This is a genomic window from Kitasatospora sp. NPDC127060 (assembly GCF_042724935.1).
Taxonomy (GTDB): domain Bacteria; phylum Actinomycetota; class Actinomycetes; order Streptomycetales; family Streptomycetaceae; genus Kitasatospora.
Genome location: NZ_JBHXEG010000107.1, coordinates 1 through 26,178, shown reverse-complemented (window position 1 = coordinate 26,178; position 26,178 = coordinate 1). Strand labels below are relative to the sequence as shown.

The 26,178-nt window shown below is 73.3% G+C and carries 22 protein-coding genes and 1 pseudogene; 10 read left to right on the top strand and 13 right to left on the bottom strand.

Features of this window, described 5'->3' with window-relative positions:
- Positions 1–27: 27 nt before the first annotated feature.
- From ACFWIS_RS36750 to ACFWIS_RS36710, 9 genes are all read right to left on the bottom strand, one after another.
- Positions 28–567, bottom strand: coding sequence for a cysteine hydrolase family protein (locus tag ACFWIS_RS36750; RefSeq protein WP_380461922.1), 540 nt, complete (start codon positions 565–567; stop codon positions 28–30).
- 72 nt (positions 568–639) lie between these two features.
- Positions 640–1,668, bottom strand: a complete 1,029-nt coding sequence (locus ACFWIS_RS36745; protein WP_380461923.1) for a ketoacyl-ACP synthase III family protein — start codon at positions 1,666–1,668, stop codon at positions 640–642.
- A gap of 30 nt (positions 1,669–1,698) precedes the next feature.
- Positions 1,699–3,324, bottom strand: coding sequence for an FAD-dependent monooxygenase (locus ACFWIS_RS36740; protein WP_380461925.1), 1,626 nt, complete (start codon positions 3,322–3,324; stop codon positions 1,699–1,701).
- A 214-nt stretch (positions 3,325–3,538) separates the two neighbouring features.
- A complete protein-coding gene (locus tag ACFWIS_RS36735; RefSeq protein ID WP_380461927.1) occupies positions 3,539–4,543 on the bottom strand; it encodes a 3-oxoacyl-ACP synthase III family protein in 1,005 nt (334 codons plus the stop codon).
- 217 nt (positions 4,544–4,760) lie between these two features.
- Entirely contained in the window at positions 4,761–5,228 is a 468-nt protein-coding gene (locus ACFWIS_RS36730; protein ID WP_380461929.1) for a MarR family winged helix-turn-helix transcriptional regulator, read from the bottom strand.
- A 74-nt stretch (positions 5,229–5,302) separates the two neighbouring features.
- Positions 5,303–5,782: a MarR family winged helix-turn-helix transcriptional regulator gene (locus ACFWIS_RS36725; RefSeq protein ID WP_380461931.1), complete on the bottom strand. Its 480-nt coding sequence runs from the start codon at positions 5,780–5,782 to the stop codon at positions 5,303–5,305.
- A 102-nt stretch (positions 5,783–5,884) separates the two neighbouring features.
- Positions 5,885–6,856, bottom strand: a complete 972-nt coding sequence (locus ACFWIS_RS36720; protein WP_380461933.1) for an aldo/keto reductase — start codon at positions 6,854–6,856, stop codon at positions 5,885–5,887.
- A gap of 124 nt (positions 6,857–6,980) precedes the next feature.
- A complete protein-coding gene (locus tag ACFWIS_RS36715) occupies positions 6,981–7,931 on the bottom strand; it encodes an aldo/keto reductase (protein WP_380461934.1) in 951 nt (316 codons plus the stop codon).
- Positions 7,932–8,129: 198 nt separating this feature from the next.
- On the bottom strand, positions 8,130–9,695 hold the full coding sequence (locus ACFWIS_RS36710; RefSeq protein WP_380461935.1) for an MFS transporter: 1,566 nt from the start codon (positions 9,693–9,695) through the stop codon (positions 8,130–8,132).
- 313 nt (positions 9,696–10,008) lie between these two features.
- Here ACFWIS_RS36710 and ACFWIS_RS36705 point away from each other — a divergent pair, with 313 nt between their 5' ends.
- The 5 genes from ACFWIS_RS36705 to ACFWIS_RS36685 all read left to right on the top strand — a co-directional run bounded on the left by ACFWIS_RS36705 (position 10,009) and on the right by ACFWIS_RS36685 (position 15,010).
- Positions 10,009–10,839 carry an AfsA-related hotdog domain-containing protein gene (locus tag ACFWIS_RS36705; protein ID WP_380461937.1) on the top strand — a complete coding sequence of 277 codons (831 nt, stop codon included), beginning with the start codon at positions 10,009–10,011 and terminating at the stop codon, positions 10,837–10,839.
- A gap of 47 nt (positions 10,840–10,886) precedes the next feature.
- Positions 10,887–11,576: an HAD family hydrolase gene (locus tag ACFWIS_RS36700; RefSeq protein WP_380461939.1), complete on the top strand. Its 690-nt coding sequence runs from the start codon at positions 10,887–10,889 to the stop codon at positions 11,574–11,576.
- A gap of 219 nt (positions 11,577–11,795) precedes the next feature.
- Positions 11,796–12,779 (top strand): zinc-binding alcohol dehydrogenase family protein, encoded by a 984-nt coding sequence (locus ACFWIS_RS36695; RefSeq protein ID WP_380461941.1) that lies wholly within the window; start codon positions 11,796–11,798, stop codon positions 12,777–12,779.
- Between the two features lie 267 nt (positions 12,780–13,046).
- On the top strand, positions 13,047–14,405 hold the full coding sequence (locus tag ACFWIS_RS36690; protein ID WP_380461943.1) for a diacylglycerol/lipid kinase family protein: 1,359 nt from the start codon (positions 13,047–13,049) through the stop codon (positions 14,403–14,405).
- On the top strand, positions 14,402–15,010 hold the full coding sequence (locus ACFWIS_RS36685) for a phosphatase PAP2 family protein (protein WP_380461944.1): 609 nt from the start codon (positions 14,402–14,404) through the stop codon (positions 15,008–15,010). Before ACFWIS_RS36690 ends, ACFWIS_RS36685 begins: the two co-directional genes overlap by 4 nt.
- 107 nt (positions 15,011–15,117) lie before the next feature.
- On the opposite strand, the gene ACFWIS_RS36680 is transcribed toward ACFWIS_RS36685, so the two are convergent.
- A complete protein-coding gene (locus tag ACFWIS_RS36680; RefSeq protein WP_380461946.1) occupies positions 15,118–15,987 on the bottom strand; it encodes a sigma factor-like helix-turn-helix DNA-binding protein in 870 nt (289 codons plus the stop codon).
- Positions 15,988–16,405: 418 nt separating this feature from the next.
- Here ACFWIS_RS36680 and ACFWIS_RS36675 point away from each other — a divergent pair.
- From ACFWIS_RS36675 to ACFWIS_RS36660, 4 genes and pseudogenes are all read left to right on the top strand, one after another.
- Positions 16,406–16,561: pseudogene (locus tag ACFWIS_RS36675) on the top strand (ABC transporter ATP-binding protein); the annotation flags it as partial.
- Positions 16,562–16,875: 314 nt separating this feature from the next.
- Positions 16,876–18,192, top strand: coding sequence for a sensor histidine kinase (locus ACFWIS_RS36670; RefSeq protein ID WP_380461948.1), 1,317 nt, complete (start codon positions 16,876–16,878; stop codon positions 18,190–18,192).
- Entirely contained in the window at positions 18,156–18,812 is a 657-nt protein-coding gene (locus ACFWIS_RS36665) for a response regulator (RefSeq protein WP_380461950.1), read from the top strand. The genes ACFWIS_RS36670 and ACFWIS_RS36665 overlap by 37 nt, the downstream gene beginning before the upstream one ends.
- 279 nt (positions 18,813–19,091) lie before the next feature.
- Positions 19,092–20,393 (top strand): YhgE/Pip domain-containing protein, encoded by a 1,302-nt coding sequence (locus tag ACFWIS_RS36660; protein ID WP_380461952.1) that lies wholly within the window; start codon positions 19,092–19,094, stop codon positions 20,391–20,393.
- 94 nt (positions 20,394–20,487) lie between these two features.
- Here ACFWIS_RS36660 and fdhD read toward each other — a convergent pair whose 3' ends face one another.
- The 3 genes from fdhD to ACFWIS_RS36645 all read right to left on the bottom strand — a co-directional run bounded on the left by fdhD (position 20,488) and on the right by ACFWIS_RS36645 (position 24,275).
- On the bottom strand, positions 20,488–21,399 hold the full coding sequence (fdhD, locus tag ACFWIS_RS36655; protein ID WP_380461954.1) for a formate dehydrogenase accessory sulfurtransferase FdhD: 912 nt from the start codon (positions 21,397–21,399) through the stop codon (positions 20,488–20,490).
- A 159-nt stretch (positions 21,400–21,558) separates the two neighbouring features.
- Positions 21,559–22,026, bottom strand: coding sequence for a GreA/GreB family elongation factor (locus ACFWIS_RS36650; RefSeq protein ID WP_380461956.1), 468 nt, complete (start codon positions 22,024–22,026; stop codon positions 21,559–21,561).
- A 95-nt stretch (positions 22,027–22,121) separates the two neighbouring features.
- Entirely contained in the window at positions 22,122–24,275 is a 2,154-nt protein-coding gene (locus ACFWIS_RS36645; protein WP_380461958.1) for a UvrD-helicase domain-containing protein, read from the bottom strand.
- A 351-nt stretch (positions 24,276–24,626) separates the two neighbouring features.
- On the opposite strand from ACFWIS_RS36645, the gene ACFWIS_RS36640 reads away from it, so the two are divergent.
- Positions 24,627–26,069: a glyceraldehyde-3-phosphate dehydrogenase gene (locus tag ACFWIS_RS36640; protein ID WP_380461960.1), complete on the top strand. Its 1,443-nt coding sequence runs from the start codon at positions 24,627–24,629 to the stop codon at positions 26,067–26,069.
- The last annotated feature ends 109 nt before the right edge of the window (positions 26,070–26,178 follow it).

The window sequence follows — 26,178 nt, the reverse complement described above, 5'->3', positions numbered from 1 at the left end:
GGGCGGTTCCGTGCGGCCGCGGTGGTGTCAGGCGGCGGGGGTGAGGAGGGGGGTGGTGTGGGTGAGGGTGACGCCGAGGCGGCGGAAGGTGTCGAGGGCGGCGGTGTGGCCCTGGGGGGTGAGGGCGGCGACGGCGTCCTCGACGACGGTGGTGGGGTAGCCGAGCGAGACGGCGGTGCGGACCGTTTCGCCGACGCCGTACTCGGTGGCGATGCCGGCGATGACGAGGTCGGTGGCGCCGAGGCGGTTGAGGCGGTCGGCGAGGTCGGTGCCGGCGAAGGCGTCGATGCCGTACTTGGTGACGACCTCGTTGCCGGGGCGGGCGGCGACCTCGGGGGCGAAGCGGTTGAAGGCGGAGTCGGGGCCGCCGTCGCTGCCGTCCATGCGGGCGTAGCGGACCAGGACGACGGGCAGGCCGGCGGCCTCGAAGGCGGTCTTCAGCCGGGCGGCGGAGCGGACCACGGCGGCGCCGGGCAGCGGGGTGACCGGGCGGCTGACGATCCACTGCTGGAGGTCCACCAGCACCAGGACGGTGCCGGGGGTGAGGGCGGCGGGGGTGTGGGACATCGGATTCCTCGGGTGGGTCGGTCGGTGGCTGGTCGCCCGGTGAACGGTCGCCGGGTCGGCGGTGTTCGCCGGTCAGTCGGCGGCGACGAGCAGGGCGGTCCAGGTGAAGCCGGCGCCGGCGCTCAGCAGGACGGCGATCCGGCCGGGTTCGAGCAGGTTGCGGGCGTGCAGGTGGGCGAGGCCGGCGATGGCGTCGCCGGCGCCCAGGTGGCCGGTGCGGGCGCCGAGGTCGAGGACTTCGACGCCGCTCAGCCCGAGGTGTTCGACGGCCGGGAGGTAGGCGGTCTCCAGGACGGTGCGGCCGAGCCGGGGGAGCAACAGGTGGCTGAGCCGGGGGTCGTCGGGGGTGAGGCCGGCGTCGGCGAGGGCACCGTGGACGGCCCGGGCCACGCCGTCGCCGGCGGTGGCGGCGAAGTGCGGTCCGCGGCCGTCGCCGAGGAAGGCCTTCTTGGTGCGCCGGATGTCGACGGTCTCGCCGTTGGCGCGGGGTGCGGCGGAGAAGTCGTCGTGGCCGCGGTGCATGAGTTCGAGGTCGGGGGCGGCGGCGGTGTGCGCGGCGAGCAGCCGGTACGGGCCGTGCGCGCGGTCCAGGACGAGCGCGGTGGCGCCGTCCCCGTAGGAGACGCCGTAGTCGCCCTGCCAGCGGTCGAAGCCGGGGGCGGCGAAGCGGTCGCCGGTGGTGACCAGGGCGCGTTCGAGCCGGGGGTCGGCGCTCAGCCGGACGGCGGCCAGTTCGACGGCGGCGGCCCCGCCGTTGCACATCTGCTGGACGCCGACCGGCACCGCCCGTACGGCGCCGGCGTGTTGGGCGACGTAGTGGGCGGGGGACCAGAAGTCGTGCCCCTGGTGGTAGATCCAGGCGTGGGCGACCAGGCCGATTCTCTCGGCCGGGCAGCCGGCCTCGCCGATCGCCTTGACGGCGGCGCGGACGGCCATCTCGGGGCCCGACAGCGTCTCGCTGACGGGCAGTTCGAGGTAGCCGTCCTTGGCGGCGTTGTCGGCGGTGACCCGGCCCCCGGCGACCGCCGCGTCCGTCGGGTCCGTGGTCGGGGGGAGCCAGTCGACCACGGCGGCTATCCGGGGCGGTGGGTCGAAGCGCATCGGCGGTCCTTAGCGGGGAACGGGGAGGGGTCAGTGGGCGGGGTGGTGGAGGGCCTCGTCCAGCAGGGCGGGGATCCGGTGCGTCTCGTGCAGCGGGATCCGGGTGTGGACGTGCTGGTCGGGGCGGACCAGGACGACGGACCCGCGGGTGGTCCGCGGCCGGGTGGGGGCCGGCGCGCCGGGTGAGGGAGGCAGGTCGTCGTGGAGGGTGCCGGCGGTGTCGAGGATCCGGACGTCCAGCAGGCCGGGGTGGCGCTTCTCGGCCTCCTCCAGGGCCCGGGCGACCCGCGGCGGCAGGGCGGTGCCGGGCAGTTCGACGAGCAGGGTGTGCCGCAGGTCGGAGAGGGCCTCGCGCAGCGGCAGCCGCTGCCCGAGCCGGCGGTCCCAGACCGCCCGGTCGGGGGTGAGCGCCCCGGGGACGAAGCGGTGGCCCCAGAGCTTCCAGCTGCGCAGTCTGGTCTCCCGGGGCTGGCCGTAGACGGTGCGCAGGCCGGCCAGCCAGGGGATGTAGTCGAGGTCGAAGAGGCCCAGCCGGGAGGCGATCCCGGCGGCCCGGTCGCGGGCGGTGACCTGGGCGGGCTTGCGCAGCAGCCAGGCGCGGGTCTGCAGGTCGGCCTGGCGGACGACGGCGCGGGCGACCTCGGTCCGCTCGGTGTGGTAGCTGTCGAGCAGCGGCGCGCCGGCTTCGCCGCGCCAGACCAGGGCGAGCTTCCAGGCGAGGTTCTGGGCGTCGGTGACGCCGGTGTTGAGGCCCTGGCCGCCGGCCGGGCTGTGGATGTGGGCGGCGTCGCCGACCAGGAACACCCGGCCCTCGCGGTAGCGCTCGACGTGCCGGGCGTGCACCGCGAAGGTGCTGGTCCAGGCCGGGTCGCGGAGGGTGAGGCCGCCGGGGCCGCGCTCGTCGACGGCCTGCTGCATCAGCTCCAGGGTGGCGTCCTCTGGGGCGAGGCCGGGCGGGAGCGAGGTGAAGACCCGGGAGCGGCCACCGGGCAGTCCGATGATCACCAGTACGCCGCGCGAGGAGCAGAAGTAGTGGGCGGCGTCGTGCTTGAGCGGGCCGTCCACGTAGGCGTCGACCAGCATGAAGGTGTTGGGGTAGGTGAGGCCGTCGAAGCTGAGGCCGAGCAGCTCCCGGACGGTGCTGCCGGCGCCGTCGCAGCCGAGCACGTACGCGTACTCGTCGCTGTGCTCGGTGCCGTCGGCGTCGCGCAGCACGGCGACCACGTGGTCCGGGCGCTGTTCCAGGGCGATGAGCGCGGTGCCGCGCTCGACCCGGCCGCCGAGGCGGGTGACGGCCTCGCCGAGGAGGTCCTCGATCTCGGGCTGGGGGAGGATCACCGGCTGGGCGCGACCGGTCAGGTCGAGCGTGGCGATCGGGCGGCCCTCGGAGTAGTAGTGGAAGGCGTCGACGGGCAGGCTGCGGGCGGCGGTCGCGGCCGGGTCGGCGAGCCGGCGCAGCACCTCCAGGGTGCGCGGCCACACCAGCAGGGCCTTGCTGAGCGGGGAGGGCGCGGGGGCGCGGTCGACGACCTCGATGTCGACGCCGCGGCGCAGCAGTTCGGCCGCGGAGGTGAGCCCGACCGGGCCGGCGCCGACGATCAGTACGGGCCGTCTGCCGGTGGGGCGGGGGGCGGTGGGGTCGGCGCTGCTGGTCACGTCTCTTCTCTCGTGCTCGTACGGGGCGTGGGCGTGGGCGGGGGCGTGGGCCGGGCCGCACGCCGGCGTGCGGGCGGCGCTGCGGTTCGGGCGCGGGTGGCTGAAACTCGCGGTGGCTCGGCGGTGGCTCGGCGGTGGCTCGGCGGTGGCTCGATCGCGAGGCGGCTCGGGTGAGATGGCTGGAACGGGCGCGGTGGCTGGAACGGGCCGTGGCTCAGGCGCGGTGCCAGCGCAGCAGGCTGCTGCCGATCGACATGCCGCCGCCGAAGCCGGAGAGCAGCACCAGGTCGCCGTCGCGCAGTTCGCCGGACCGGTTGGCGGCGTCGAGGGTGATCGGGATGGACGCGGCGCCGGTGTTGCCGTACTCGGCGACGGTCAGGTGGGTGCGGGCGCGCTCCAGGCCGAGCGAGGGCAGGATGTCGGCCAGCATCCGGCCGTTGGCCTGGTGCGGCACGAAGTGGTCGACCTCGGCGCCGGTACGGTCGGCCTGGCGGAGCAGTTCCTTGATGGAGAGCGGCAGTTGGTCGATGACGAAGTCGCGGACGGCCCGGCCGTCCATCGCGAACCAGTGGGCGCCCTCGGCGAGGCTCTCGACGGAGGCGGGGCGGCGGCTGCCGCCGGCCGGCACCCGGATGGTGCGGTGGAGGCCGCCGTGGGTCTCCAGCCGGGAGGTGTGGATGCCGTAGCCGTCCGGGACGGGGCCGAGCACCACGGCGCCGGCACCGTCGCCGAACAGGACGGCGGTGCGGCGGTCGGCGGGGTCGATGATCCGGGAGTAGACGTCGGCGCCGATCACCAGGGCGTGGCCGCCGTCGGCGATCAGACGGTGGGCGGTGTGCAGGGCGAAGGCGAAGCCGCTGCAGACCGAGTTGAGGTCGAAGGCGGCGGCCTGCTCGGCGCCGATGAGGTCCTGCACGATGGCGGCGGTGGCGGGCTGCGGGTGGTCGGGCGTGGAGGTGGCCACCACGATGTGGTCGAGCTGGCCGGGGCGGATCCCGGCGTTGCCCAGGGCGGCCCGGGCGGCGTGGGCGGCGAGGTCGGAGGTGGCCTCGCCGGCGGCGACGTAGCGCCGTTCGGTGATGCCGGTCTTGCGGTGGATCCACTCGGCGGTCACGCCGGCCCGGGAGCCGATCAGGGTGTTGTCGACGGCGTTCGCGGGCAGGTAGGACCCGGTGCCGAGGATGCCGGTGGACGACGCGTGCTCCTGCGCTGTCTGCATGATCGATAGAGTATCAGAGGCCTGACTTAGGTCAATGCCTTAGCTAGTATCGCGATATTAATGAATGGGTGATCTATAGACTGTGTCCGAAGCATGAGACGCGGGGTCGGGCGAGCCGGGCCCGGACATGGGAAAGGCCGCCCCCTCGGCGCCCCGGGTGGTGATCGGGCGTCCAGGGGGCGGCCTTCCGCCCGGTGCTGTGTCGGTGCCGTACGACTCAGTCGGTCTTGCGCAGTGCCGCCGCCGAGCGCTCCAGCAGCTGACGCAGCTGCGCCTGCTCGTTGTCGTCGAAGGCGTCGGTGAGCCGCTTCTCCACCCCGCGGGCCAGCGTGTCGGCCTTCTTCGACAGCGCACGGCCGGAGCGGGTGAGCTTGGCCACCAGCACCTTCTGGTGCACGCTCGATGTCTCACGGGTGATGAGGCCCTTGTTCTCCAGGTTGGTCAGGATCGTCGTCATGGTCTGCGGCGTGACCATGCACTCCCGGGCCAGCTGGGCCCCGGACATCCCGGAGGACTGCTGGAGCACGAGCAGGGTGACGTACTGCGGGACCGTCAGGTCGACGGTGCGCAGCGCGCGGGTCTTCTCGCCGATCAGCGCCTGCTCGGCCCGCTTGATGGCATGGCCCAGGCGGTCGTGGAAGTCGAGTGGCGCCGAGTTCGGCTGGTTGGAACTGTTTTCGGTCACAGTGATCGCATCCCTGGCTGCCCCCCGCTGCGGATTATTCGGACTTTAAGGTACATCAGTGGGCTGATCAGTCGCTACGTACGAAACTGATTCGCGCCGACCGGGTCGGCGCCCGGGGCGGTCACCGCCGCCACGGCGCGCCCGAGCAACGAGCGGAACACCACCACTTCCTCCGCCAGGAACGAGCTGACCAACCGCTGTTCGGCGGTGTGTTCGGCCGCCTCTCCCCGGACCGCCAGCGTCCGCCCCTCCTCGGTCAGACGCGCGGTGAACACGTGCGAGTGGACCGAGGAGACCTGTCGGCGGACCAGTCCGCGCGCCTCCAGGGAGGCGAGCCGGGTGGCCATGGTCTGAGGGGTGACCAGGCAGTGCCGGGCCAGCTGCGCCCCGGAGGCGTCCGGGTGTTCGGCGAGGACCCGCAGGGTGAGGTACTGCGGCACGGTGAGGCCGACCGTGCGCAGCGCCCGGCCGCGCGCGGCCATCATGGTCTGCTCGCACTGCTTGAGGAGGTGCCCCAGCCTTCGGGAGGGCACGTCCTGGTCGGTGGGAGCCACGGGGCCTCCTCGGTGGTGGGAACCTGAACTGCTACTCAGGACTTTAATACTTTGTAGAGCCCTGAGTTACAACTCCGAAAACGAACTCGTCTGCGGGGAAGGTCAGTAGCGGGTTCCGACCGGGGCCGGGAGGGAGTCCAATTCAGCCAGATCGGTGCTGTTCAGCTGCACCTCGGCGGCCGCCGCGTTCTGCTCGATGTGGATCCGGCGGGTGCTGCCCGGGATCGGCACCACGTGCTCGCCCTGGGCCAGTGTCCAAGCCAGCGCGACCTGGGCGGGGGTGGCCCCGTGCCGCGCGGCGATCTCCCGGATGCCGTCCGCGATCCGCAGGTTCTGCTGGCGCGCCTCCTCCTGGAAGCGCGGCAGCCGGGCTCGGAAGTCATCCTGGTCAGGGGCGTTCCCGCCGTCGAAGCGGCCGGCCAGGAAGCCTCGGCCGAGCGGGGAGAACGGCACGAAGGCGGCGCCGTGGGCGGCGCACCAGGGCAGCACCTCGGCCAGGGGGTCGCGGCTCCACACCGACAGCTCGGACTGCACCGCGCCGACCGGGGCGATCGCGTGCGCCTCGTCCAGCTGCGCCGCGGAGACCTCGGAGAGCCCCAACTGCACGATCTTGCCCGCCTGCTGGAGTTCGGCCAGGGCGCCCCAGCTCTCCGCCAGCGGGATCCGCGGGTCGACCCGGTGCAGGTAGTAGAGGTCGATCCGGTCGGTGCCCAGCCGTCGCAGCGAGCCCTCCACCGCGGCGCGCAGGTGCTCGGGCCGGCCGTCGGCGGCCACCTGTACCGAGCCGAGGTGGGAGTCCGGGCCGGCCTTCAGGCCGCCCTTGGTGGCGACCACCACGCGCTCGCGCAGGCCGCCGCGGAGCGCCTCGCCGAGCAACTCCTCGTTGGTGAAGGGGCCGTAGAGGTCGGCGGTGTCGAGCAGGGTGACGCCGCGGTCGACGGCGTGCCGGATGGCGCCGATCGACTCCTCGGCGCTCTGCAGCTGGGAGGTGTACACCCAGTTCATCCCCATGCAGCCCAAGCCGATCGGGCCGACGGCGGGGCCGGCGGTGCCCAGGGTGCGCTGCTGTGCCATGGAAGGTCTCTCCTCGTGATGGGTGTGGTGCGGTGTGGTGAGTGCGTTCGGTCGGTCGTGGAGCCGTGGAGCCCTGGAGCCGTGGAGTCGTGGAGCTCTGCGGTGGCTGAATGGTGACGGGAAGTCAGTACCGCGAGCCGACCGGCGCCGGGGCGGAGTCCAGCTCGGTGAGGTCGGCGTCGGACAGCCGCAGGTCGGCGGCGCCGGCGTTCTCGGCGAGGTGGCCGGGGCGCTTGGTGCCGGGGATCGGGACGACCTGCTCGCCCTGGGCGAGGGTCCAGGCCAGTGCGACCTGCCCCGGGGTGGCGCCGTGCCGGTCGGCGACCCGTCGCAGCGTCTCGACGATGGCGAGGTTCGCGGCGAAGGCCTCCCGGGCGAAGCGCGGGTTGGCGGTGCGGTAGTCGTCCGGGGCGAAGGCGTCCGGACTGGTGTAGCCGCCGGTGAGGAAGCCGCGGCCGAGCGGGGAGTACGGGACGAAGGCGGCGCCGTGGGCCGAGCACCAGGGCAGCACGTCGGCGAGCGCCTCCCGGCTCCACAGCGACAGTTCGGTCTGCACGGCGGCGACCGGGTGGACGGTCTGAGCGGTCTCCAGCTCCTCGATGCCGACCTCGGACAGGCCGATGCCGCGGACCAGGCCGGCCTCGACCAGCTCGGCCATCGCGCCCCAGGACTCGGCCAGCGGGACGTCCGGGTCCACCCGGTGCAGGTAGTACAGGTCGACGTGGTCGGTGCCGAGGCGCTTGAGTGAGGCGCGGATCGAGGCGTGGATGTGCTCGGGGCGGCCGTTGCGGTACATCGGCCGGTCCGGCTCCATGACCAGCCCGACCTTGGTGGCCAGCACGGCGCGCTCGCGGCGGTCGGCCAGCGCGCGGCCGAGCAACTCCTCGTTGGTGAACGGGCCGTAGACGTCGGCGGTGTCGATCAGGGTGATGCCCTGGTCGAGGGCGCGGTGGACCACCTCGACGGAGGCGGCCTCGTCGTAGCCGCCGGTGGTGTAGAAGGCGGTCATCCCCATGCAGCCGAGGCCGATGGCCCCGACGGCGAGGCCGGTGGGGCCGAGTTGGCGGTTGTGCATGATCTCTTCCTTCGGGATGCGGGATGCGGGATGCGGGATGCGGGGAGCGGTCGGAGGGTCAGCCGGTGTTTCGGAGGGTTCGGCGGGTTCGGAGGAGGCCGAAGGCGGAGCGGTCCGGGCGGGGCGGCGGGTTCACCGCGCCCCTCCCGGACCGGTCGCTCGGGTCTGGCTGGTCGGGTCTGGCCGGCTGCGTCGGGGTCAGCGCCCGGCGCCGACCGGCTCGGGGGCCTGCTCGGCCTCCGGGGCGGTCACCGCGGCCGACGCGGCGGCCTTGCGGTCGCGGAGCATCACGGCGATCAGCGGTGCGCTGAGTGCGGCGACGCCGGCCAGGATCCACAGCACGGTGCGCAGCGCGTCGGTGTAGCCGTCGGCGAGGAAGGTGTGGAAGGCCTCGCGGCCGGCCGCGGCGACGCCGGACTCCGGGTCGGCGAGGTTGCCCTGGGCGACCTTGGCGGCCAGGCCGTCCGGGTTGCCGGTGAAGCCGCTGCCGTAGGAGCCGAGGTCCTTGGAGACGTTGGAGCTGACCAGGCTGACCAGCACCGAGCCCATGCCGGCGATGGCGATGGCCTCGCTGGCCAGCCGCATGGTGTTGAACATGCCCGCGGCCATACCGGCGCGCTCCGGCGGGACGGAACCGATCGCGGCGCCGTCCAGCAGGCCGAAGGAGATGCCGACGCCGGTGCCGATGATCAGGAACGGGCCGATCAGACCGGCCACGCCGATGCCGGGGTGGATGGTGGTGAGCCAGGCGGCGCCACCGGCGACCAGCAGCAGGCTGACGGCCAGCAGGGTGCGGACGGAGATCTTCTGGGCGAGGCGCCCGGCGATGATCGGGAAGACCAGCACCGGGGCGGTGAGCAGCAGCATCACGGCGCCGGCCTCGGAGCTGCTGAAGCGGTTGGCGCCCATGAAGTAGGAGGGCAGGAAGACCAGCAGGCAGACGAAGCCGAAGGCGAGCGCGACAGGGACGAAGCAGATCGCGACGAAGCGGCCCTGGGTGAACAGGGTCATGTCGAACATCGGGCGCTCCTGGCGCAGTTCGACCAGGACGAAGAGCGCGAGCAGCAGCACGAAGCCGGCCAGCAGGCCGAGCACGACGGGGCTGGTCCAGCCCTGCTGGGGGCCCTCGACCATGGCGAGGGTGACCAGCGCGAGGCTGGTGGTGAAGGTGACGGTGCCGCCCCAGTCGACGCCGCGGGCGCCCGGGTCACGGGACTCGGCGATGCGCGGCAGGGCCAGCAGCAGCGCCAGGTCGATCGCCGCGTGCAGCAGGAAGACCGAGCGCCAGCCGAAGGAGGAGACCAGCAGGCCGGAGGTGGAGGGGCCGAGCGCGAGTCCGACGCCGAAGGAGGATCCGAGGACGCCGAAGGCCTTGGCCTGGGCGGGGCCGGAGAAGGTGGTGGCGAGCACGGCGCTGCCGGCGGTGAGCACCGCGGCGGCGGCCGCACCGGCCAGCAGGCGGGCGCCGTCCAGCAGGTAGATGTTGCTGCTCAGGCCGCTGACCAGGGAGCAGAGGCCGAAGAGGGTGATGCCGATGCCCAGCATTCTGCGGCGGCCGACCAGGTCGGCGATGGCGCCGCAGGCGAGCATGAAGCTGGCGAAGGTCAGGTTGTAGCCGTTGACCACCCACTGGAGCGGTCCGAGGCCGGCGCCCAGGTCGGTGGCGATCTTCGGCAGGGCCACCGAGGCGCCGGTGAGCGAGGCGGGGAGCAGCCCGCCGGCGATGCACACCGCGGCGAGCGTGGTGCGTGGGTAGCTCTTCATGGGTCGATGACTCCGATGTCGAAGGTGTCGATGAGTTCGATTGGCAGCAAGAACCCTGTTCGGTATCAGGGTCCTTACTCATGACAGGGGACGCTATAGGCTCGCCGAGTAGGGCGTCAAGGCGGTCGGTCGTCCAGGATCGGGATTCTTGAGTAAGTCTTGATCTGAAACAGGGTCGTAAGCTGTCTACGAATGCTGATACTGTCCTGCCGTCTGGCTTCCCGTCAGGAAGGCGGGAGGGGACTGTTATCCGGGCCTTGTTGCCTGGTCAGAGACGCGCGGCACGCGCACTTCATGTGATGGGGGCATTGACATGACGCATCGGACCGAGGTTCTGTACCTGGTCGGCGACCGCTTCGGGGCGCTTGCTGCGAACGAGGGCGTGGCCACCGCCGGAGGGTTCGTCAAGGAGCTGCAGGCGGGGCGCTACAGTGACCCCGAGCTCCGCCTGACGCTCATCAACGGCCAGGGCATGAGCTCCTACGAGTGGGACTGGGTGGCCCGTGAGATCACCCGTTACGGCGCGGGCGACCGGATCTCGGTGCCCGAACTGATGCCGAGCCTGGCCTTCCGGGACGAGGCGCACAAGCACCGCCAGCAGAACGTCCTGATCGCCGGCCTGCGCCAGATCGACGCACTCCGCTACCAGGCGGACCTGAGACTGGACAACGACAACGAACTGCTCCTGGACCACACCACGGGCCAGCACATCCAGGGCATGATCATCATCGAGGCGGCGCGCCAGATGTTCCTGGCCGTCACCGAGCGGTTCTACGCCTCGGCCTGGCCGGAGCGGCAGTACTACTACGTGATCAAGAGCTTCGACACGGACTTCGAGAACTTCCTGTTCCCGCTGGACGCCACCGTCGACTACGAGATCCTCAGCGCGAGCATCGACAACCCCGAGCGGCTCTCCTTCGGCGTCGAGATCGCCGTCAACCAGGGCGGCGCCCGCGCCTCGCTCTCCCGGGTCGAGTTCACCGCCTTCGAGAGCGACCTCATCTCGCAGAAGGAGGGCAAGCGCGCGGCCCGCACCGTCGAGCAGGTCCGGCTCGCCCGTACCGAGCAGGAGCGCGACGGCGAGCAGGAGCGTGACGGCGCGCAGGAGCACGAGGGCGAGCTGGCCGGCGCCGGCTCGCGCTGACCGTACCGACCGCACCCGGACGCCATGACGAACACCAGGAGCACCCAGTGACCCTCCCGATCGGCCCCGCGGCCTTCTTCGACGTCGACGAGACCTTGATCACCGTCAAGAGCATGTTCGACTTCCTGGCCTTCCGGTACCAGGTCGAGGGCAGGCCGGAGTCCGACTACGCACGGGACCACGGCGCGCTGCGCCGACTGGCGGAGCAGGGCGTGCCGCGCGAGGAGGTCAACCGGGCGTACTACCGGCTGTTCGCCGGCGTCCGGGAGGCCGAACTCGCCGACCAGGGCGAGGAGTGGTTCCGGCGGCGCAGCACGGCGGGGGAGCTCTTCCACGCCCCCGCCCTGGCCGCCTTCCGGCACCACACCGAACAGGGCCACCACACCGTCCTGGTCTCCGGGTCCTTCCCCGGCTGCCTGGACCCGATCGCCCGGCACGTCGCCGCCGACACGATCCTGTGCAGCCGCCCGCTGGTGGCCGACGGGATCCTCACCGGCGAACTGGAGCAGCCGATGATCGGCGCGGCCAAGGCCGCCGCCGCCCGCGAACTGCTCCACCTCAACGGCTACGACCCGGCGCGGTGCCACGCCTACGGCGACCACTCCTCCGACCTCGACCTGCTCCGGCTCGTCGGCCACCCGACGGTGGTGGGCGAGGACCCGGTGCTCACCGAGCACGCCGACCGCGAGGGCTGGAGCCGGCTGCCCGGCCTCGGCCGGGTCGCGGCCCGGCACTGACCGACCACCCCTCCCCGCGCCCGCCCGGGTCCCCCCGGCCCGGGCGGGCGCCCCCCCGAACGACCGCGTGGCTCGTCCGCCCGACGGTTCAACGGCAGCAGTCCACGCAGCGGTTCATGCAGCGATTCAAGAAGTAGTCCAGCAGCAGCAGTCCACGCAGCACCAGTCCAAGCAGTAGTCCAGCAGCAGCTCGACAGCACAGCAGCCAGGAGGCTTTCCATGCGCGCCATTCGTTTCGACAGCTACGGCGGCCCCGAGGTCCTGACCCTCGTCGACGTGGAGATCCCCGAGCCCGGAGCGGGCGAGGTGTCGATCGACGTCGAGTACGCGGGCGTCAACTTCGCCGAGGTGATGTTCCGCCGCGGCCAGTTCCAGCCCGGCACCCCGCACGTCCCCGGCCTGGAGGTCACCGGCACCGTCCGCGCCGTCGGCGAGGGCGTGACCAGTCTGCGCCCCGGCCAGCGCGTCTCCGCGATCACCCTGGCCGGTGGCGGCTACGCCGAGGTCGCGGTGGCCCGCGAGCGGCTGACCGTCGCCCTCGACGGCGAGCTGGACGCCATCCCCGCGCCGGTCGCCGCCGCCTTCCCCTGCAACCTGCCGGTCTCCTGGGCGATCCTGCACGACGTGGCCCGGGTCCGCGAGGGCGAGAGCGTCCTGGTGCTGGCCGGCGCCGGCGGCGTGGGCAGCGGCGCCGCCCAGATCGCCCGCAACCTGGGCGCCGGTGCCGTCTACGGCGCGGTGAGCACCGCCGACAAGGCCGCGTTCGCCAAGGAGAAGTTCGGCTACGACGAGGTGCTCACCTACGACGAGCTGGAGCAGCGCATCCCGGAGCTGACCGGCGGCCGCGGCGTCGACATCCTGCTGGACTCCATCGGCGGCCCGGTCCGCGCCAAGGCGCTGGACCTGCTGGCTCCGCTCGGCCGTCACGTGGTCTTCGGCAACGCCTCGCAGCAGGACCACACCTACGAGGCCAACCAGATGTGGTACACCGCCAAGACGGTGGCCGGCTACAACATCGGCGGCCTCGCCGACCAGCAGCCCGACCTGGTCCACGGCCACCTGGTGGAGGCCGCCCGCCAGCTCGTCACCGGGGCCGTCCGGATCGAGACCACCGAACTCGCCCTGGAGGACGCGGTGAAGGCCCACGAGATCCTCGAAGGTCGCGACTCCACCGGCAAGTTCGTGCTGCGCGTCAAGGCCTGACACCTCCCCGGCCTGTCTCCCGGGGCCATCTCTCCGGGCCATCTCTCCGGGCCGCCTCTCGGGGCCGCCTCCGCCACCGGCGGAGGTGGCCCTTCGCCGTACCGACGGCCCCCGCCCCTGCCGGCCGGTACTCCGTTCGCCGTGCCCCCGACGGCCACTCCGGGTTACGGTGACCGAACGAAGCGAACCGGCGTGAACCAGTGAGAACCCCGGCACACCGAATCCGACGAACCGAACCGGAGCGGCCGAATGGACGAGGGCGGGTCGATGGTACGAGTGACGGACGGGCGCAGGCCGCGCCGACTGGCACGGACCGCCCTGCTGTGCGCGGTGGCGGCCGTCGTGGTGCTCGCGTTCGCCGGCCCGCACGGGCTGCTGGTGCTGCTCGCCGAACTCGTCGGGCTGGCGGTGGCCGCCGTCGGCGCCTGGTGGACGATCACCCGACGGGCCCTCGCGCGCGTGCTCGGGGTGGTCCTGGCCCTCGGCGCACCGGTCGCCGTTCTGGTGCTCGCCTACAGCGCCGAGGTGCTGCTGCTCACGGTGGTCGCAGTGGCCCTGTGGCTCGCCGCGCTCGCCGTCGCCCGCGCCGCGCTGCGCGCCGCCCGGCCACCGCGGCCGATGCCGGTGCGGGAGACCCCGCCGCCGCGGCAGCCAGTCCTGATCATGAACCCGAAGTCCGGCGGCGGAAAGGTCGAACGCTTCGACCTGGTCCGGCGGGCCGAGGACCTGGGCGCCCGGGTGGTGCTGCTCGACCCCGCCGCGCCGCAGGACGTCGCCGAACTCGCCCGCCGGGCCATCGCCGAGGGCGCCGACCTGCTCGGCGTGGCCGGTGGTGACGGCACCCAGGCCCTGGTCGCGGCCGTCGCCGCCGAACACGGCCTGCCGTTCCTGGTCGTCTCGGCCGGCACCCGCAACCACTTCGCGATGGACCTCGGCCTCGACCGCAACGACCCCGCCACCTGCCTCGATGCGCTGCGCGACGGCGTCGAACTCACCGTCGACCTGGGCCGGGTCGGCGACCGGACCTTCGTCAACACCGTCTCCTTCGGCGCCTACGCGGAGATCGTGCAGCGCCCCCAGTACCGCGACGCCAAGACCGCCACCGCCCTGGACACCCTGCCCGACCTGCTGCTCGGCGACGCCGGCCGCAACCTCACCGCCCGGGCCGACGACCACCGCATCGACGCCCCGCAGGCCCTGCTCATCAGCAACAACCCCTACGCCGCCCCCAACCCGGTCGACCTCGGCCGCCGCCCCCGGCTGGACGCGGGCGTCCTCGGCGTGCTCGGCATCCGCGTGGACGGCGCCGCCCAGGCCGCCGAACTCGCCCTGCTCGGCGAGCGGGCCGGTGGACTGACCCTGCTGGCGGCCCGCCGGGTCACCGTCGACGCCGACGCTCCGGAGATCCCGGTCGCCGTCGACGGCGAGGCCCTGACCCTGCCCACCCCGGTCGTCTGCACCGTGGACCACCGGGCTCTGCGGGTCCGCGTCCCGCGCGAGCGCCCCGGCGCCGACCCGGACCAGCAGGCCCGCTCCCGCCGGCTGGACTGGCGAGACGTCACGCGCCTGGCCCTCTCCCGGGCGGACTCCGCGGCGCCCTCCGCCGGAACCGGTGGCCGCCGGTGACCGCCCCCGTCCTGCGCGACCTCGCCGCGCTCGACGGCGCCGTCTACGCCGCCGTCGCCGCCACCCCCACCCCCACCCTCGACACCGCCCTGCGCACGCTCTCCCGGGCCGCCGACCACTCGAAGATCAACCTCTCCATCGCGGCGGCCCTCGCCCTCGTCCCCGGCCGGTACCGCCGCGCCGGAGCGGTCGGCGCGGCCGCCGTCGCCCTCGCCTCCTTCAGCGCCAACATCCTCGGCAAGCAGCTCGTCCGCCGCCCCCGCCCGGACCGCGAGGCCGCGCGGGTCGTCGTGGGGCGCCAGGTGCCGATGCCGGTCTCGGCCTCCTTCCCCTCCGGACACACCGCCTCGGCCTTCGCCCTGACCACCGCCGTCGGCACCCTCCTGCCCGCCACCGCCGTCCCGCTCGGACTCCTCGCCTGCGCCGTCGGCTACTCCCGGGTGCACACCGGCGTCCACTACCCGGGCGACGTCCTGGCCGGCGCCCTGCTGGGCAGCGGCTGCGCGGGAGTCGTGCTCGCGGCGGCCCGGCGGAGTGCCTACGGTCGAGCCGTCACGCCCCCCCGGGGAGGACGAACGAAGGCCGCACCGCCGCTCGGGAGTTGACGGACCACGGGTCAGCGCGCCGTGCCTCGGCGCGACGGCCTTCGGCACCAGCGTGGACGAGCGGACCGCCACCGCGATCCGCACCGTCTGGACACCGCGGACAACCCCTAAGGCGCGAGCCCCGCGACGTCGATCGCGGCCAGCCGGTCCGGGTCCAGCAGGACGTACGCCCGGCTGATCCGGCCCGCCCGGACGGCCAGGCCCAGCAGCGCGACCGGCCCGCCGTCCCGGGTGAGCAGGGCGCCCGGGGCGCCGTTGACCAGCACCGGGGTGAACGCCGGCCCGCCCTGGCGGAGCGTCACGGCGCGCTCCGCCACCCGCTGGGCGCCGCGGAACACCGCCGTGGCGGCGGGGAGCGGGCGCCCGCCGTCCGCGCGCAGCTCCGCCTCCGGCTCCAGGACGGCCGTCAGCGCCGCCGGGTCGCCGTCCCGCAGCGCCGTACCGAAGGCCTCGACCAGCCGGCGGCGGACGGCCGGGCTGCCGTCGGCATCCGCCTCCCGGGCCCCCTGCGTCCGGCGGCGGGCCCGCTCGGCGAGCTTGCGGGTGTCCGCGGTGCTCCGGTCGAGGGCGGTCGCGATCTGGTCGACGTGCAGACCGAACACGTCGTGCAGCACCAGCGCGACCCGCTCGGCGGGGGCCAGCTCCTCCAGCGCGACCAGCAGCGCGAGCCCGACCGACCCGCCCGGCGCCGCCGCACCCGCCCGCCCCACCACCACGTCCGGCAGCCGCCCCCCACCCCGCCCCTCCGTCCCCGCGCCGCGCGACTCCAGCCGACTCAGACAGACCCGGGCGGTCACCGTGGTCAGCCACGCCGCGAGGTCCGCCACCTCCTCCGGATTGATCCGCCCGAGCCTGACCCACACCTCCCGCACGGCCTCCCCGGCCTCAGCGTGCGAGCCCAGCAGCGGATACGCGAGGGCCCTCATCCGTGGCCGGAGGTGCTCGAACTGGCCTGGCTGCCGGTCCTGGTCGGGCACGGTCGCACTCCTCGGTCCGCAGCGGGCGTCCCCGGTGACGCCCGGCCGTGGCTGGACCTTACTCGGAGAAGCAGGGTGATCACACGGGGTGTCACCGGGGCAATCTTCGGGGGCGATCCGACGGTCGGCCGGAGGGGGCGGGGCGGCCGTCGTGCTGTCCGGCGATCTTCGCGCGGTGGGCGAACCCGGCGGGCCGCAGCAGACCGGGCGCCCGTGCACCGTCCGGGTGGGCTGACGTCGGCCGTGGGTCAAGGGTGGGGCCAGGCCCACCCCGGGTCGGGGTGCAACTGGATTCTGCCGCCGGCCCGCCGTCCCTAGATTCGATCACGAGCCGCCCGGAGTGGGTGGCCGTGGGGCGGAAGCGGGGAGGGCGTCGTGCGGGACGCGGGGGAGGCGCCGGCGTTGCGGCTGGCCGCACTACCCGGGCCGGTTGCGCGGGCTGCCGGCCGCGAGGGTGGACGCCCGGACCGGGGAGCTGCTGGCGGTGCTGGGGCTGGACGGGGCCGGGCACACGCCGGTGGTCGACTACTCCACCGGCGTGCGCAAGAAGATCGGGCTGGCGACGGCGCTGCTCGCACCGGCGAACCGGAGCTGGTTCCCGGCGCTGTACCTGCCGCAGGCGTGGCGGGTGCCGGTGGCGTCCGGTTTCATCCCGTTGGGCACGGTCTGCTTCGTCGGGGTGTACCGGCTGATCCGCGCCGAGCACGCGGCGGGGCAGGCCGCCGAGCACGCGGCGGAGCACCCCGGGCGCCCAGGGCATGCCGGGCACCCCGCGCACGACTCCGCAACGGGCAGCTGAGGGAGGCCCGTTGCAGGCCCCCGAACCCGGCGCCCCGACCCGAATGCCATCATGATCGTCGTCCCGCACCCGACCCGACCGGAGGCCCCGTGAGCACCCCGCAGTCCCGAGGCGCCGAGGCGCTGCGCACCGCCGCCCGCGCGCTCGGGCGCCTGGCCGTCCTCACGCTGCTCGTCCCGGTCGGCGCGGTGCTGGCCGTGCTCTACCTGGTCTCGTTCCTGCTCTGGGGCTGCCTCGGGATGGTCCCGCTGTTCCCGGCGGTGACCCGGGTGGTCCGCTCGCTGGCCGGGGCCGCCCGGTGGGCCGCCGGCCACTGGTCGCAGGTGCCCGTACCGGTGCCGTACGTGCCGCGCCCGGCGCTGGAACGCACCCTGCACGGCTGGTTCTGGACCGGCCACGACTACCACAAGAACCGCTGGTTCGCGGGCTACGCACTCAAGTTCCGCTGGCTCTGGAACGACCCGGCGACCTGGCGGGACGCCGGCTGGGTGCTCGTCGATCCGCTGGTCGGCGGCGGTCTCGCGGCCGGGCCGGTGCTGCTGTCCGGCTACGGCCTGTACGGGTTGGCGCAGCCAGTGCTGCCCGAACCCGGCCTCGGCTACGGCCTGTTGCCGCTGCCCGGGCTGCTCGGCCCGCTCATCGGCCTGCCTCTGGTGGCGGCCGGCCTCGCCCTCGCCGGGCCCACGCTGCACCTGCACGGCCGGTGGACCCGCTCCCTGCTCGGCCCCACCGAGAAGTCCCGGCTGGCCCAGCGGGTGGAGCAGCTCACCGAGATCCGGCTGGACGCCACCGAGGCCCAGGCCGCCGAACTGCGCCGGATCGAACGGGACCTGCACGACGGCGCCCAGGCCCGGCTGGTCGCGGTCAGCCTGCGGCTCGGCGCGGTGGTGCCGTTGATCGACCGCGATCCGGAGAAGGCCAAGCAGGTGGTGACGGACGCGCAGGAGAACGTCACCCAGGCCCTCCAGGAGCTGCGGGACCTGGTGCGCGGCATCCACCCGCCGGTGCTCGCCGAACGCGGCCTGGCGGAGGGCATCCGGGCGCTGGCGCTGGACGTGCCGCTGCAGGTGGAGGTCCGGGCCGAACTGCCGGGCCGGGCCGAGGCGCCGGTGGAGTCGGCGGTGTACTTCGTGGTCAGCGAGGCGCTCACCAACGCGGTGAAGCACGGCGACGCCCGGCACGCCACGGTGGAACTCAGCCACGCCGCCGGGCTGCTGCGCGCCGAGGTGGCCGACGACGGCCGGGGCGGCGCGGACCCGGCCGGGGGCAGTGGCCTGCGGGGCATCCAGCGCAGGCTGGCGGTGTTCGACGGTACGCTCACGCTGACCAGCCCCCCGGGGGGCCCGACCAGGCTGATCATGGAGCTGCCGTGCGTGTTGTCCTCGCCGAGGACCTCGTCCTGCTGAGGGACGGACTGGAACTCCTGCTGAGCGCCCACGGGCACGACATCGTCGCCGCCGTGGAGAGCGGTCCGGAACTGGCCGCCGCCCTCGCCGAACACCGGCCGGACATCGCGGTGGTGGACGTCCGGCTGCCGCCGACGTACTCCGACGAGGGGCTGCAGGTCGCACTGGCCGCCCGCCGGGAGCAGCCCGGCCTGCCGGTGCTGGTGCTCTCCCAGCACGTCGAGCAGCTCTACGCCCGGGAGCTGATCGCCGATGGTGCGGGCGGCGTCGGCTACCTGCTCAAGGACCGGGTCTCCAAGGCGGACCAGTTCGTGGACGCCGTGCACACCGTCGCGGCCGGTGGCACCGTCATGGACCCCCAGGTCATCACCCGGCTGCTCGCCCGCAACGCCTACGACGAACCGCTCGCCATGCTCACCCCGCGCGAGCGGGACGTCCTCGCGATGATGGCCGAGGGCCGCTCCAACGCGGCGATCGCCCAGCGGCTGCACTTCAGCGAGGGCGCGGTCAGCAAGCACACCTCCAGCATCTTCGCCAAGCTGGCCCTGGGTGCCTCGGACGACGACAACCGCCGGGTCCTGGCGGTGCTGGCCTACCTGGACGGGACGCGCCCCGCGTAGGAAGTCGGACCGGCCGACTTCCCCTACGAAGCCGCCCCCGCTTCCCGGCTCCGCTTCCCGCTCCCGCTTCCCGCCCCCGCTTCCCGCTCCCGCCCCCGCTTTCCGGCTCCGGGCCAGCAGCGGGCTCGGGTGGTGGAAGGACTCGGCGGCAGGCCCCCTTCGCGCGGTGGTGGCCGCCGACCGGGTGACACGGGTTTGACCGCCGCGCGACCACGGAACGACTTCCCGCCGTACCGGCAGCGGCGCGGCCCCGGCCCGTGCCCGAACCCGAGGGGTGGCATGGCGACCGCAAGTTCCCAGGAGGCTCCCCGGAAGGCGAGGGCGCTCACCCTCGCCCGGCGGCCCAAGCTCTGGCTCTTCCCCGGCGTGCTGTGCTCCCTGGTGGCCGTGCTGCTCTCGCTGCTCTACCTGGGCGGCATCGTCAACCCGATGGGGCACCTGCACCGGCTGCCGATCGCCCTGGTCAACGCCGACCAGGCCCCGCCGCCGGCGGGCCAGCCGGTCAACCTCGGCACCCAGCTGACCCGCGCGGTGATCGCGGGCACCCCCGGCGACACCGTCCACTGGAGGCAGGCCGACGAGGCCGGTGCCCGCGACCTGCTCGCCTCCGGCAAGGTCTACGGCGTGCTGCTGGTCCCCGCCGACCTCACCGCGAGCGTCACCCGGCTCGCCACCGGCGGAGCCACCGGGCGGCCCACCCTCACCGTCCTCACCAACCCCGGACTGGGCAGCCTCGGCTCCTCGATCGCCGCCCAGATCGCCCAGAACGCCGCCCACCAGGCCTCGGTCGCGGCCGGGAAGCAGCTGCTGGCCGCCGTACCGGCCGCCGGCACCAAGGGCCCGGACACCGGTGCCACCGCCCGGCTGCTGCTCGCCGACCCGTTCGCCGTCACCACCCAGGTCGGCCACCCGATCGGCAGCCACAGCGGACTCGGCCTGAGCGCCTTCTACTACGCCCTGCTCGCCGTCCTGACCGGCTTCATCGGCGGCAACATCATCCACAACGGCGTCGACGGCGCGCTCGGCTACAGCGACAGCGAGATCGGCCCCTGGCACACCCGGCGCCCGACCGTCCCGATCAGCCGCACCCAGACCCTGCTGCTCAAGATGGTGATGACCGCCGGGATCATGCTGGTCACCACCTCCCTGGTGCTGCTCTGCACGGCCGGCGTGCTCGGCATGGACGCCCCGCACCCGGCGCTGCTGTGGGTGTTCGCCTACTGCGCGAGCCTGGCCGTCGGCCTCGGGGTGCAGGCGATCAACGCCGCGTTCGGCGGGATCGGGCAGCTGGTGTCCATGTTCGTGTTCATCGCGCTGGCCCTGCCGTCCTCCGGGGCGACCGTCCCGCTGCAGGCGGTGCCCGGCTTCTACCGCTTCCTCGGCGTCTTCGAGCCGATGCGGCAGCTCAGCGACGGCATCCGGGCGATCCTCTTCTTCGACGCGCGCTCGGACGCCGGACTGGCCCGCGGCTGGACCATGATCGCCGTGGGGGTGGCGCTCGCCCTGGCCTTCGGCTTCGGGATGACCCGCTACTACGACCGCAAGGGCCTGCACCGATGGACGCCCCAGCCCTCCGACTAGGGTCTGTCCGGCGTCGCGCGCCCGGCGAGATCCGCCGACTGACCCCAGCCCTTGGTCACCGGCTCTTGGGCGCCCAGCGGGTGCGGAGGAGCAGCTACTCGGCTTCCTGAGCGGTGCCGGCTTCCTGAGCGGTGCCGGCTTCCTGAGCGGTGCCGGCTTCCTGAGCGGTGCCGGCTTCCTGAGCGGTGTCGATCCGGTCCGTGCGGGTGTAGACGTTCATCGAGTCGCCGCGCAGGAAGCCGACCAGGGTCAGTCCGGTCTCCTCGGCCAGGTCCACCGCCAGCGAGGAGGGCGCGGAGACGGCGGCGAGCACCGGGATGCCGGCCATCACGGCTTTCTGGACCAGCTCGAAGGAGGCCCGGCCGCTGACCATCAGCACCGTGCCGCGGGCCGGCAGCAGGCCCTCGCGCAGTGCGTGGCCCACCACCTTGTCCACCGCGTTGTGCCGGCCGACGTCCTCGCGCAGGCAGAGCAGCCGCCCCTCGGCGTCGAACAGCCCCGCCGCGTGCAGGCCGCCGGTGCTGTCGAAGACCTTCTGGGCGGCGCGCAGCCGCTCGGGCAGCGCGGCCAGCAGCGCGGGGGTGACCCGCAGGCCGTCCCCGGCGACGCTCCACGGCGCGGTGGTGCGCACCGCGTCCAGGCTGGCCTTGCCGCAGAGGCCGCAGGAGGAGGTGGTGTAGAAGTTGCGCTCCAGCGACGCGTCCGGGGCGGGCACCCCGGCGGCCAGCACCACGTCCACCACGTTGTAGGTGTTGCCGCCGTCGGCCGTCGCCCCCGCGCAGTAGCGGATCCCGGCCAGTTGGTCGGCGGCGTGCAGCACACCCTCGCTGACCAGGAAGCCGGCCGCGAGGTCGAAGTCGCTGCCCGGGGTGCGCATCGTCACGGTCAGCGGACGGCCGCCGACCCGGATCTCCATCGGCTCCTCGGCGGCCAGGGTGTCGGGTCGGTGCGAGGGCACGCCCCCGCGCAGCCGGAGCACCCTGCGCGGTACGGTCACTCGGCCCATCGTCGTCGGCTCCTGCCTGTAGCGCCGGTCTGTACGGATGCATCCTCGCGCGTCGCGGTCGGCTCGGCGCGGGCGGGTCCGGCAGGTCCGGCAGGTTCGACGGGTTGGATGGGTTGGACGGGTTGGACGGGTCCGGCAGGTTCGGTTGGTCGGCCTCGGCTACCCGCCGTCCCCCACCGCCAGCACCACCGCGCTCGCCGCGCCGCCCGGCGTCTCGTAGTTCACCGTCTCCCCGGCGTGCCGGCCCAGCAGCGCCCTCCCGAGCGGGCTGTCGTACGTCACCAGGGTCAGCTCCCGCTCCTCGGCCAGCTCGGAGATCTCGACGGTCTCCTCCTCGCCGTCCGAGAACCGCACCGTGACCGTCGACCCCACCCCGATCACGTCCGTGGACGGCGCCCCGGCCACCTCGGCCTCCCGCAGCCGCCCCTCCAGCTCGGCGATCCGCCGGTCCAACCGGGTCACCTCGGACGCCCGCTGCAACTCGTCCGCCGCATCAGCCCGGTCACCCACCGGCTCCTGCCCGCTCAGCGTCGCGGCCACCTCCCCCCGCTCCACCCGCAGCTGCGCCAGCTCCTCCCGCACGGCATGCAGCCCCTCGGCACTGATCGGTTCCGGCCCACCGCTCATCGCAAGCTCCCGGGTCTCTGAGGGAACGCCCAAACACCGGTCGCCTCTCATTACCCCACCCCGCCGAACCCCCGGCAAATCCTCGGCGGGAATCCTCAGACCCGCCCCGGCAGGGCCGCCGGGACGACGGGTTCGAGGAAGGGGCTGGGAGTGCCGTGCCAGGACACCGCGAGCGCCTCCCGGGCCCGGGTGCAGGCCACGAACAGCAGGTTGAGCTCGCCGCTGAGGTCCTCGCGGTGCTGTTGCGGATCGGTGGACTCCGGCGTGAGCGCGGCGCGCATGGGCACCAGGCCGTCGCTGACGCCGACCACGGCGACGCAGCGGAACTCCAGTCCCTTCATCCGGTGCATGGTGCCGATCCGCACCCCGGGGGAGGGCGCGTCGCCCAGCACGTGGGCCGAAGTCCCGGCCTGCTCCAGGGCTTTGGCGATCTCTCGGCCGAACTGGGCGGTCCGGGCGGCGACGCCGATGTCGTCCGGGCCGATACCCGAGGCGATCCACTCCGCGACCCGGGCGACCACGGCCCGGATCTCCTCGGCCTTGTCGGCGTGGCCGCGCGCCTCGGGGTGGGCGCCGTGCAGGGTCGAGTGGTAGCCGACCAGGGAGTCCTCGCCGCCGTCCAGGTCGTCCGGGCGTTCGCCGGTGAGCAGGGACGCGGACCAGCTGAGGATCTCCTGGGTGGTGCGGTAGTTGATCCGCAGCCGGGCGGAGCGTCCGACCACCTGGATCCCGAGCGAGCGCAGCGAGACCTGGTGCCCGTAGATCCGCTGATGGGGGTCGCCGGCCAGGAAGAGGTCGTCCGGTCCGGGCGCGACCAGCGCGCGCAGGAAGCGCCACTGGGCCGGGTGCAGGTCCTGCGCCTCGTCGACGACCACGTGCCGGAACGGGCGGTCGTCCCGTTCGTCGAGCGCCCGCGCGGCCCGCGCGCAGACCTGGAGGAAGGTGATCTCGCCGGCCTGCCGCAGGTCCTGCTCGAACGCGGCCACCGCGCGCCAGAGTTGGGCCCGCTGCAGGGGGCCCAGCGCCGTACCCCGGCCGGAGCGCGGGGTCTTCAGGTACTGCTCGCGGCCCTCGATGGCCTGGGCCAGGACGACCTGGCGCCACTCCTGGTCCAGGAAGACGTCACTGAAGTCGACCCCGAGCCGCCGCCCGACCCGGCCCCAACGGGCCAGCACCGCACGTTGGTTGGAGACGACCCTGAGCGGAGCGCCGCGGCGGGTGCGGCGCAGCACCTCGTTCGCCAGCGCGTCGACGGTGACCACCCGGACCTTCGCCCGGATCCGCCGGTCGGTGACCAGGAGGGTCAGGCAGCGTTCCAGCTCCGCGGCGAGGTCCGTGCTGAAGGTGGTGAGCAGCACCGAGCCGTCCGGGGCGTCCGGCGGCAGTCGGCGGGCCAGGTGGTAGGCCCGGTGCAGGGCCACCACGGTCTTGCCCGTCCCGGGGCCGCCGGTGACCCGGGCCGGCCCGTTGTACGAGCCCCGGTAGGCGACCCGGTACTGCGCCGGGTGCAGGAAGATCCGCCAGGCGTCGAACGGCCGCTCCAGGATCTCCTGCAACTCCTCCGGCCCGTCCACCAGGGCGACCCGGCCGCGCGCGTGGGCCATCGCCGAGACCAGTCCGTCTCCGGGCCGGGCGGTGCTCACGGGGGCCGCCGCCCGCGCGTACGCCTGGACGATCTCGCGGTCGATCTCGGCCGGCTCCATCCCGCTGGCGAGCCCGATCAGCACGTCGAACTGCTGCTCCGGGAGCACCCGGTGGAGCGCCTCCAGGTGTGCCTCGTCGGGCAGCAGCCGGATGATCGGCAGGATCTCCTCGTCGATGCCCAGGCTGCGCAGCACCTTGTCCGAGCGGTCGGCGAAGAGCCGCTCGGGCTCGTCCGAGCCCAGGGCGCGCAGCGACGCGGAAGCGCGTTCCAGGGCGACGTCGTTGCGGATCTCGACGCCCTGGGTGGCGGCGTTCACGGAGGCGCGGTGCTTGACGGCCCAGTCGTTGGCCTTGTCGTGGGGGAGGACCTTCAGCAGCAGGTAGCCGTCGCCGCGGTCGGCCTTGAGGACGACGCCGCGCCAGAAGTCGGTGATCCGTATGGTCCGGATCCGCGGGTCCCGCTGGTTGGTGAGCTTCTCCAGGTGGGTGCCGGCGTGGGTCGTCCCGGTGAACTTCTCGAAGGTCTCGAAGACCCGCCGCTGCACCGACTTCTCCAGCGCCGCGAACTCCATCAGGAAGTCCCGGTGCATCCCCAGCGTCGCCACGCGGGCCCCCTCACGCCTCGGTCCGGTGGCCTTCACTGTACTGGCCCCGATGATCACTCCCGCCGGGGTGCGGACGGCCGCTTTCGCGGCCGGGGTGGTGGGGCGGGCGGCGGGTGAGGGGTGGGCGAGCGAGGGGGCGAGCGAGGGGGCGAGAGATGGGGTGAGCGAGGGGGCGAGCGAGGGGCCGAGAGATGGGGCGAGGGGTGGCGGTGATCACCTTTGGGGGTGGGGTGGTGGGGGAAAGCGCAGGTCGGAGCGGCGGACCGGAGCGGCGGGGGAGGGACCGGCCGTTGGGGCGCGGGCGGGCGAAGCTACCATGTGGGCAACACCCTCAGCTCGAAAGATGGACTTGTGACTGTCAACGACGACGTGTTCACGGACTGGAAGAACCGCGAGGAGATCGCGGAGTCGATGATCCCGATCATCGGGCGGCTGCACCGGGAGAAGGACGTCACGGTCCTGCTCCACAGCCGTTCCCTGGTGAACAAGTCGGTGGTCAGCATCCTCAAGACGCACCGCTTCGCCCGGCAGATAGCCGGCGAGGAGCTCTCGGTCACCGAGACCATGCCGTTCCTGCAGGCGCTCACCACCCTGGACCTCGGCCCCTCGCAGATCGACCTCGGGATGCTCGCCTCGACCTACCGGGCGGACGACCACGGCCTGTCGGTGGCGGAGTTCACCGCTCAGGCGGTCGCCGGTGCCACCGGTGCGAACAAGCTGGAGCGCCGGTCCGCGCAGGACGTCGTGCTGTACGGGTTCGGCCGCATCGGCCGGCTGGTCGCCCGGCTGCTGATCGAGAAGGCCTCGGGCAACGGCCTGCGGCTCAAGGCGATCGTGGTGCGCAACGGTGGTGGCGACGACCTGGTCAAGCGGGCCTCGCTGCTGCGCCGGGACTCGATCCACGGCCAGTTCCAGGGCACCATCACCGTCGACGAGGCGAACAACAAGATCGTCGTCAACGGCAACGAGATCACGGTGATCTACTCCAACGACCCGAGCGAGGTCGACTACACGGAGTACGGGATCAAGGACGCGATCCTGATCGACAACACCGGCAGGTGGCGTGACCGCGAGGGCCTGTCCAAGCACCTGCGCCCCGGCATCGCCAAGGTCGTGCTGACCGCCCCGGGCAAGGGCGACGTCCCGAACATCGTGCACGGCGTCAACCACGACATGATCAAGCCGGACGAGCAGATCATCTCCTGCGCCTCCTGCACCACCAACGCCATCGTCCCGCCGCTGAAGGCGATGGAGGACGAGTACGGCGTGGTGCGCGGCCACGTGGAGACCGTCCACTCGTTCACCAACGACCAGAACCTGCTGGACAACTACCACAAGGCCGACCGTCGTGGCCGCTCGGCGCCGCTGAACATGGTGATCACCGAGACCGGTGCCGCCTCGGCCGTCGCCAAGGCTCTGCCGGACCTCAAGGCGAAGATCACCGGCAGCTCGATCCGCGTGCCGGTTCCGGACGTGTCCATCGCGATCCTCAACCTGCAGCTCAAGCGGGAGACCGACCGCGAGGAGGTCCTCGACTACCTGCGGAACATCTCGCTGACCTCGCCGCTGAAGCGGCAGATCGACTTCATCGACTCGCCCGACGCGGTGTCCAGCGACTTCATCGGGTCGCGGCACGCCTCGATCGTGGACGCCGGGGCGACCAAGGTCGACGGGGACAACGCGATTCTCTACCTGTGGTACGACAACGAGTTCGGGTACTCGTGCCAGGTCGTTCGGGTCGTGCAGTACATCTCGGGGGTTGAGTTCCCGACGTTCCCGGTGCCGGCGGTCTGAATCGGCGGTTCGGCGGGGCGGTGACCGGTTTGGTCGCCGCCCCGTCGGTGTTTTCCGCTGCGGGGGGCTGTTGGTTGGGGGGTGGGCTTTCGGGAGGGTGGGTGGTGCC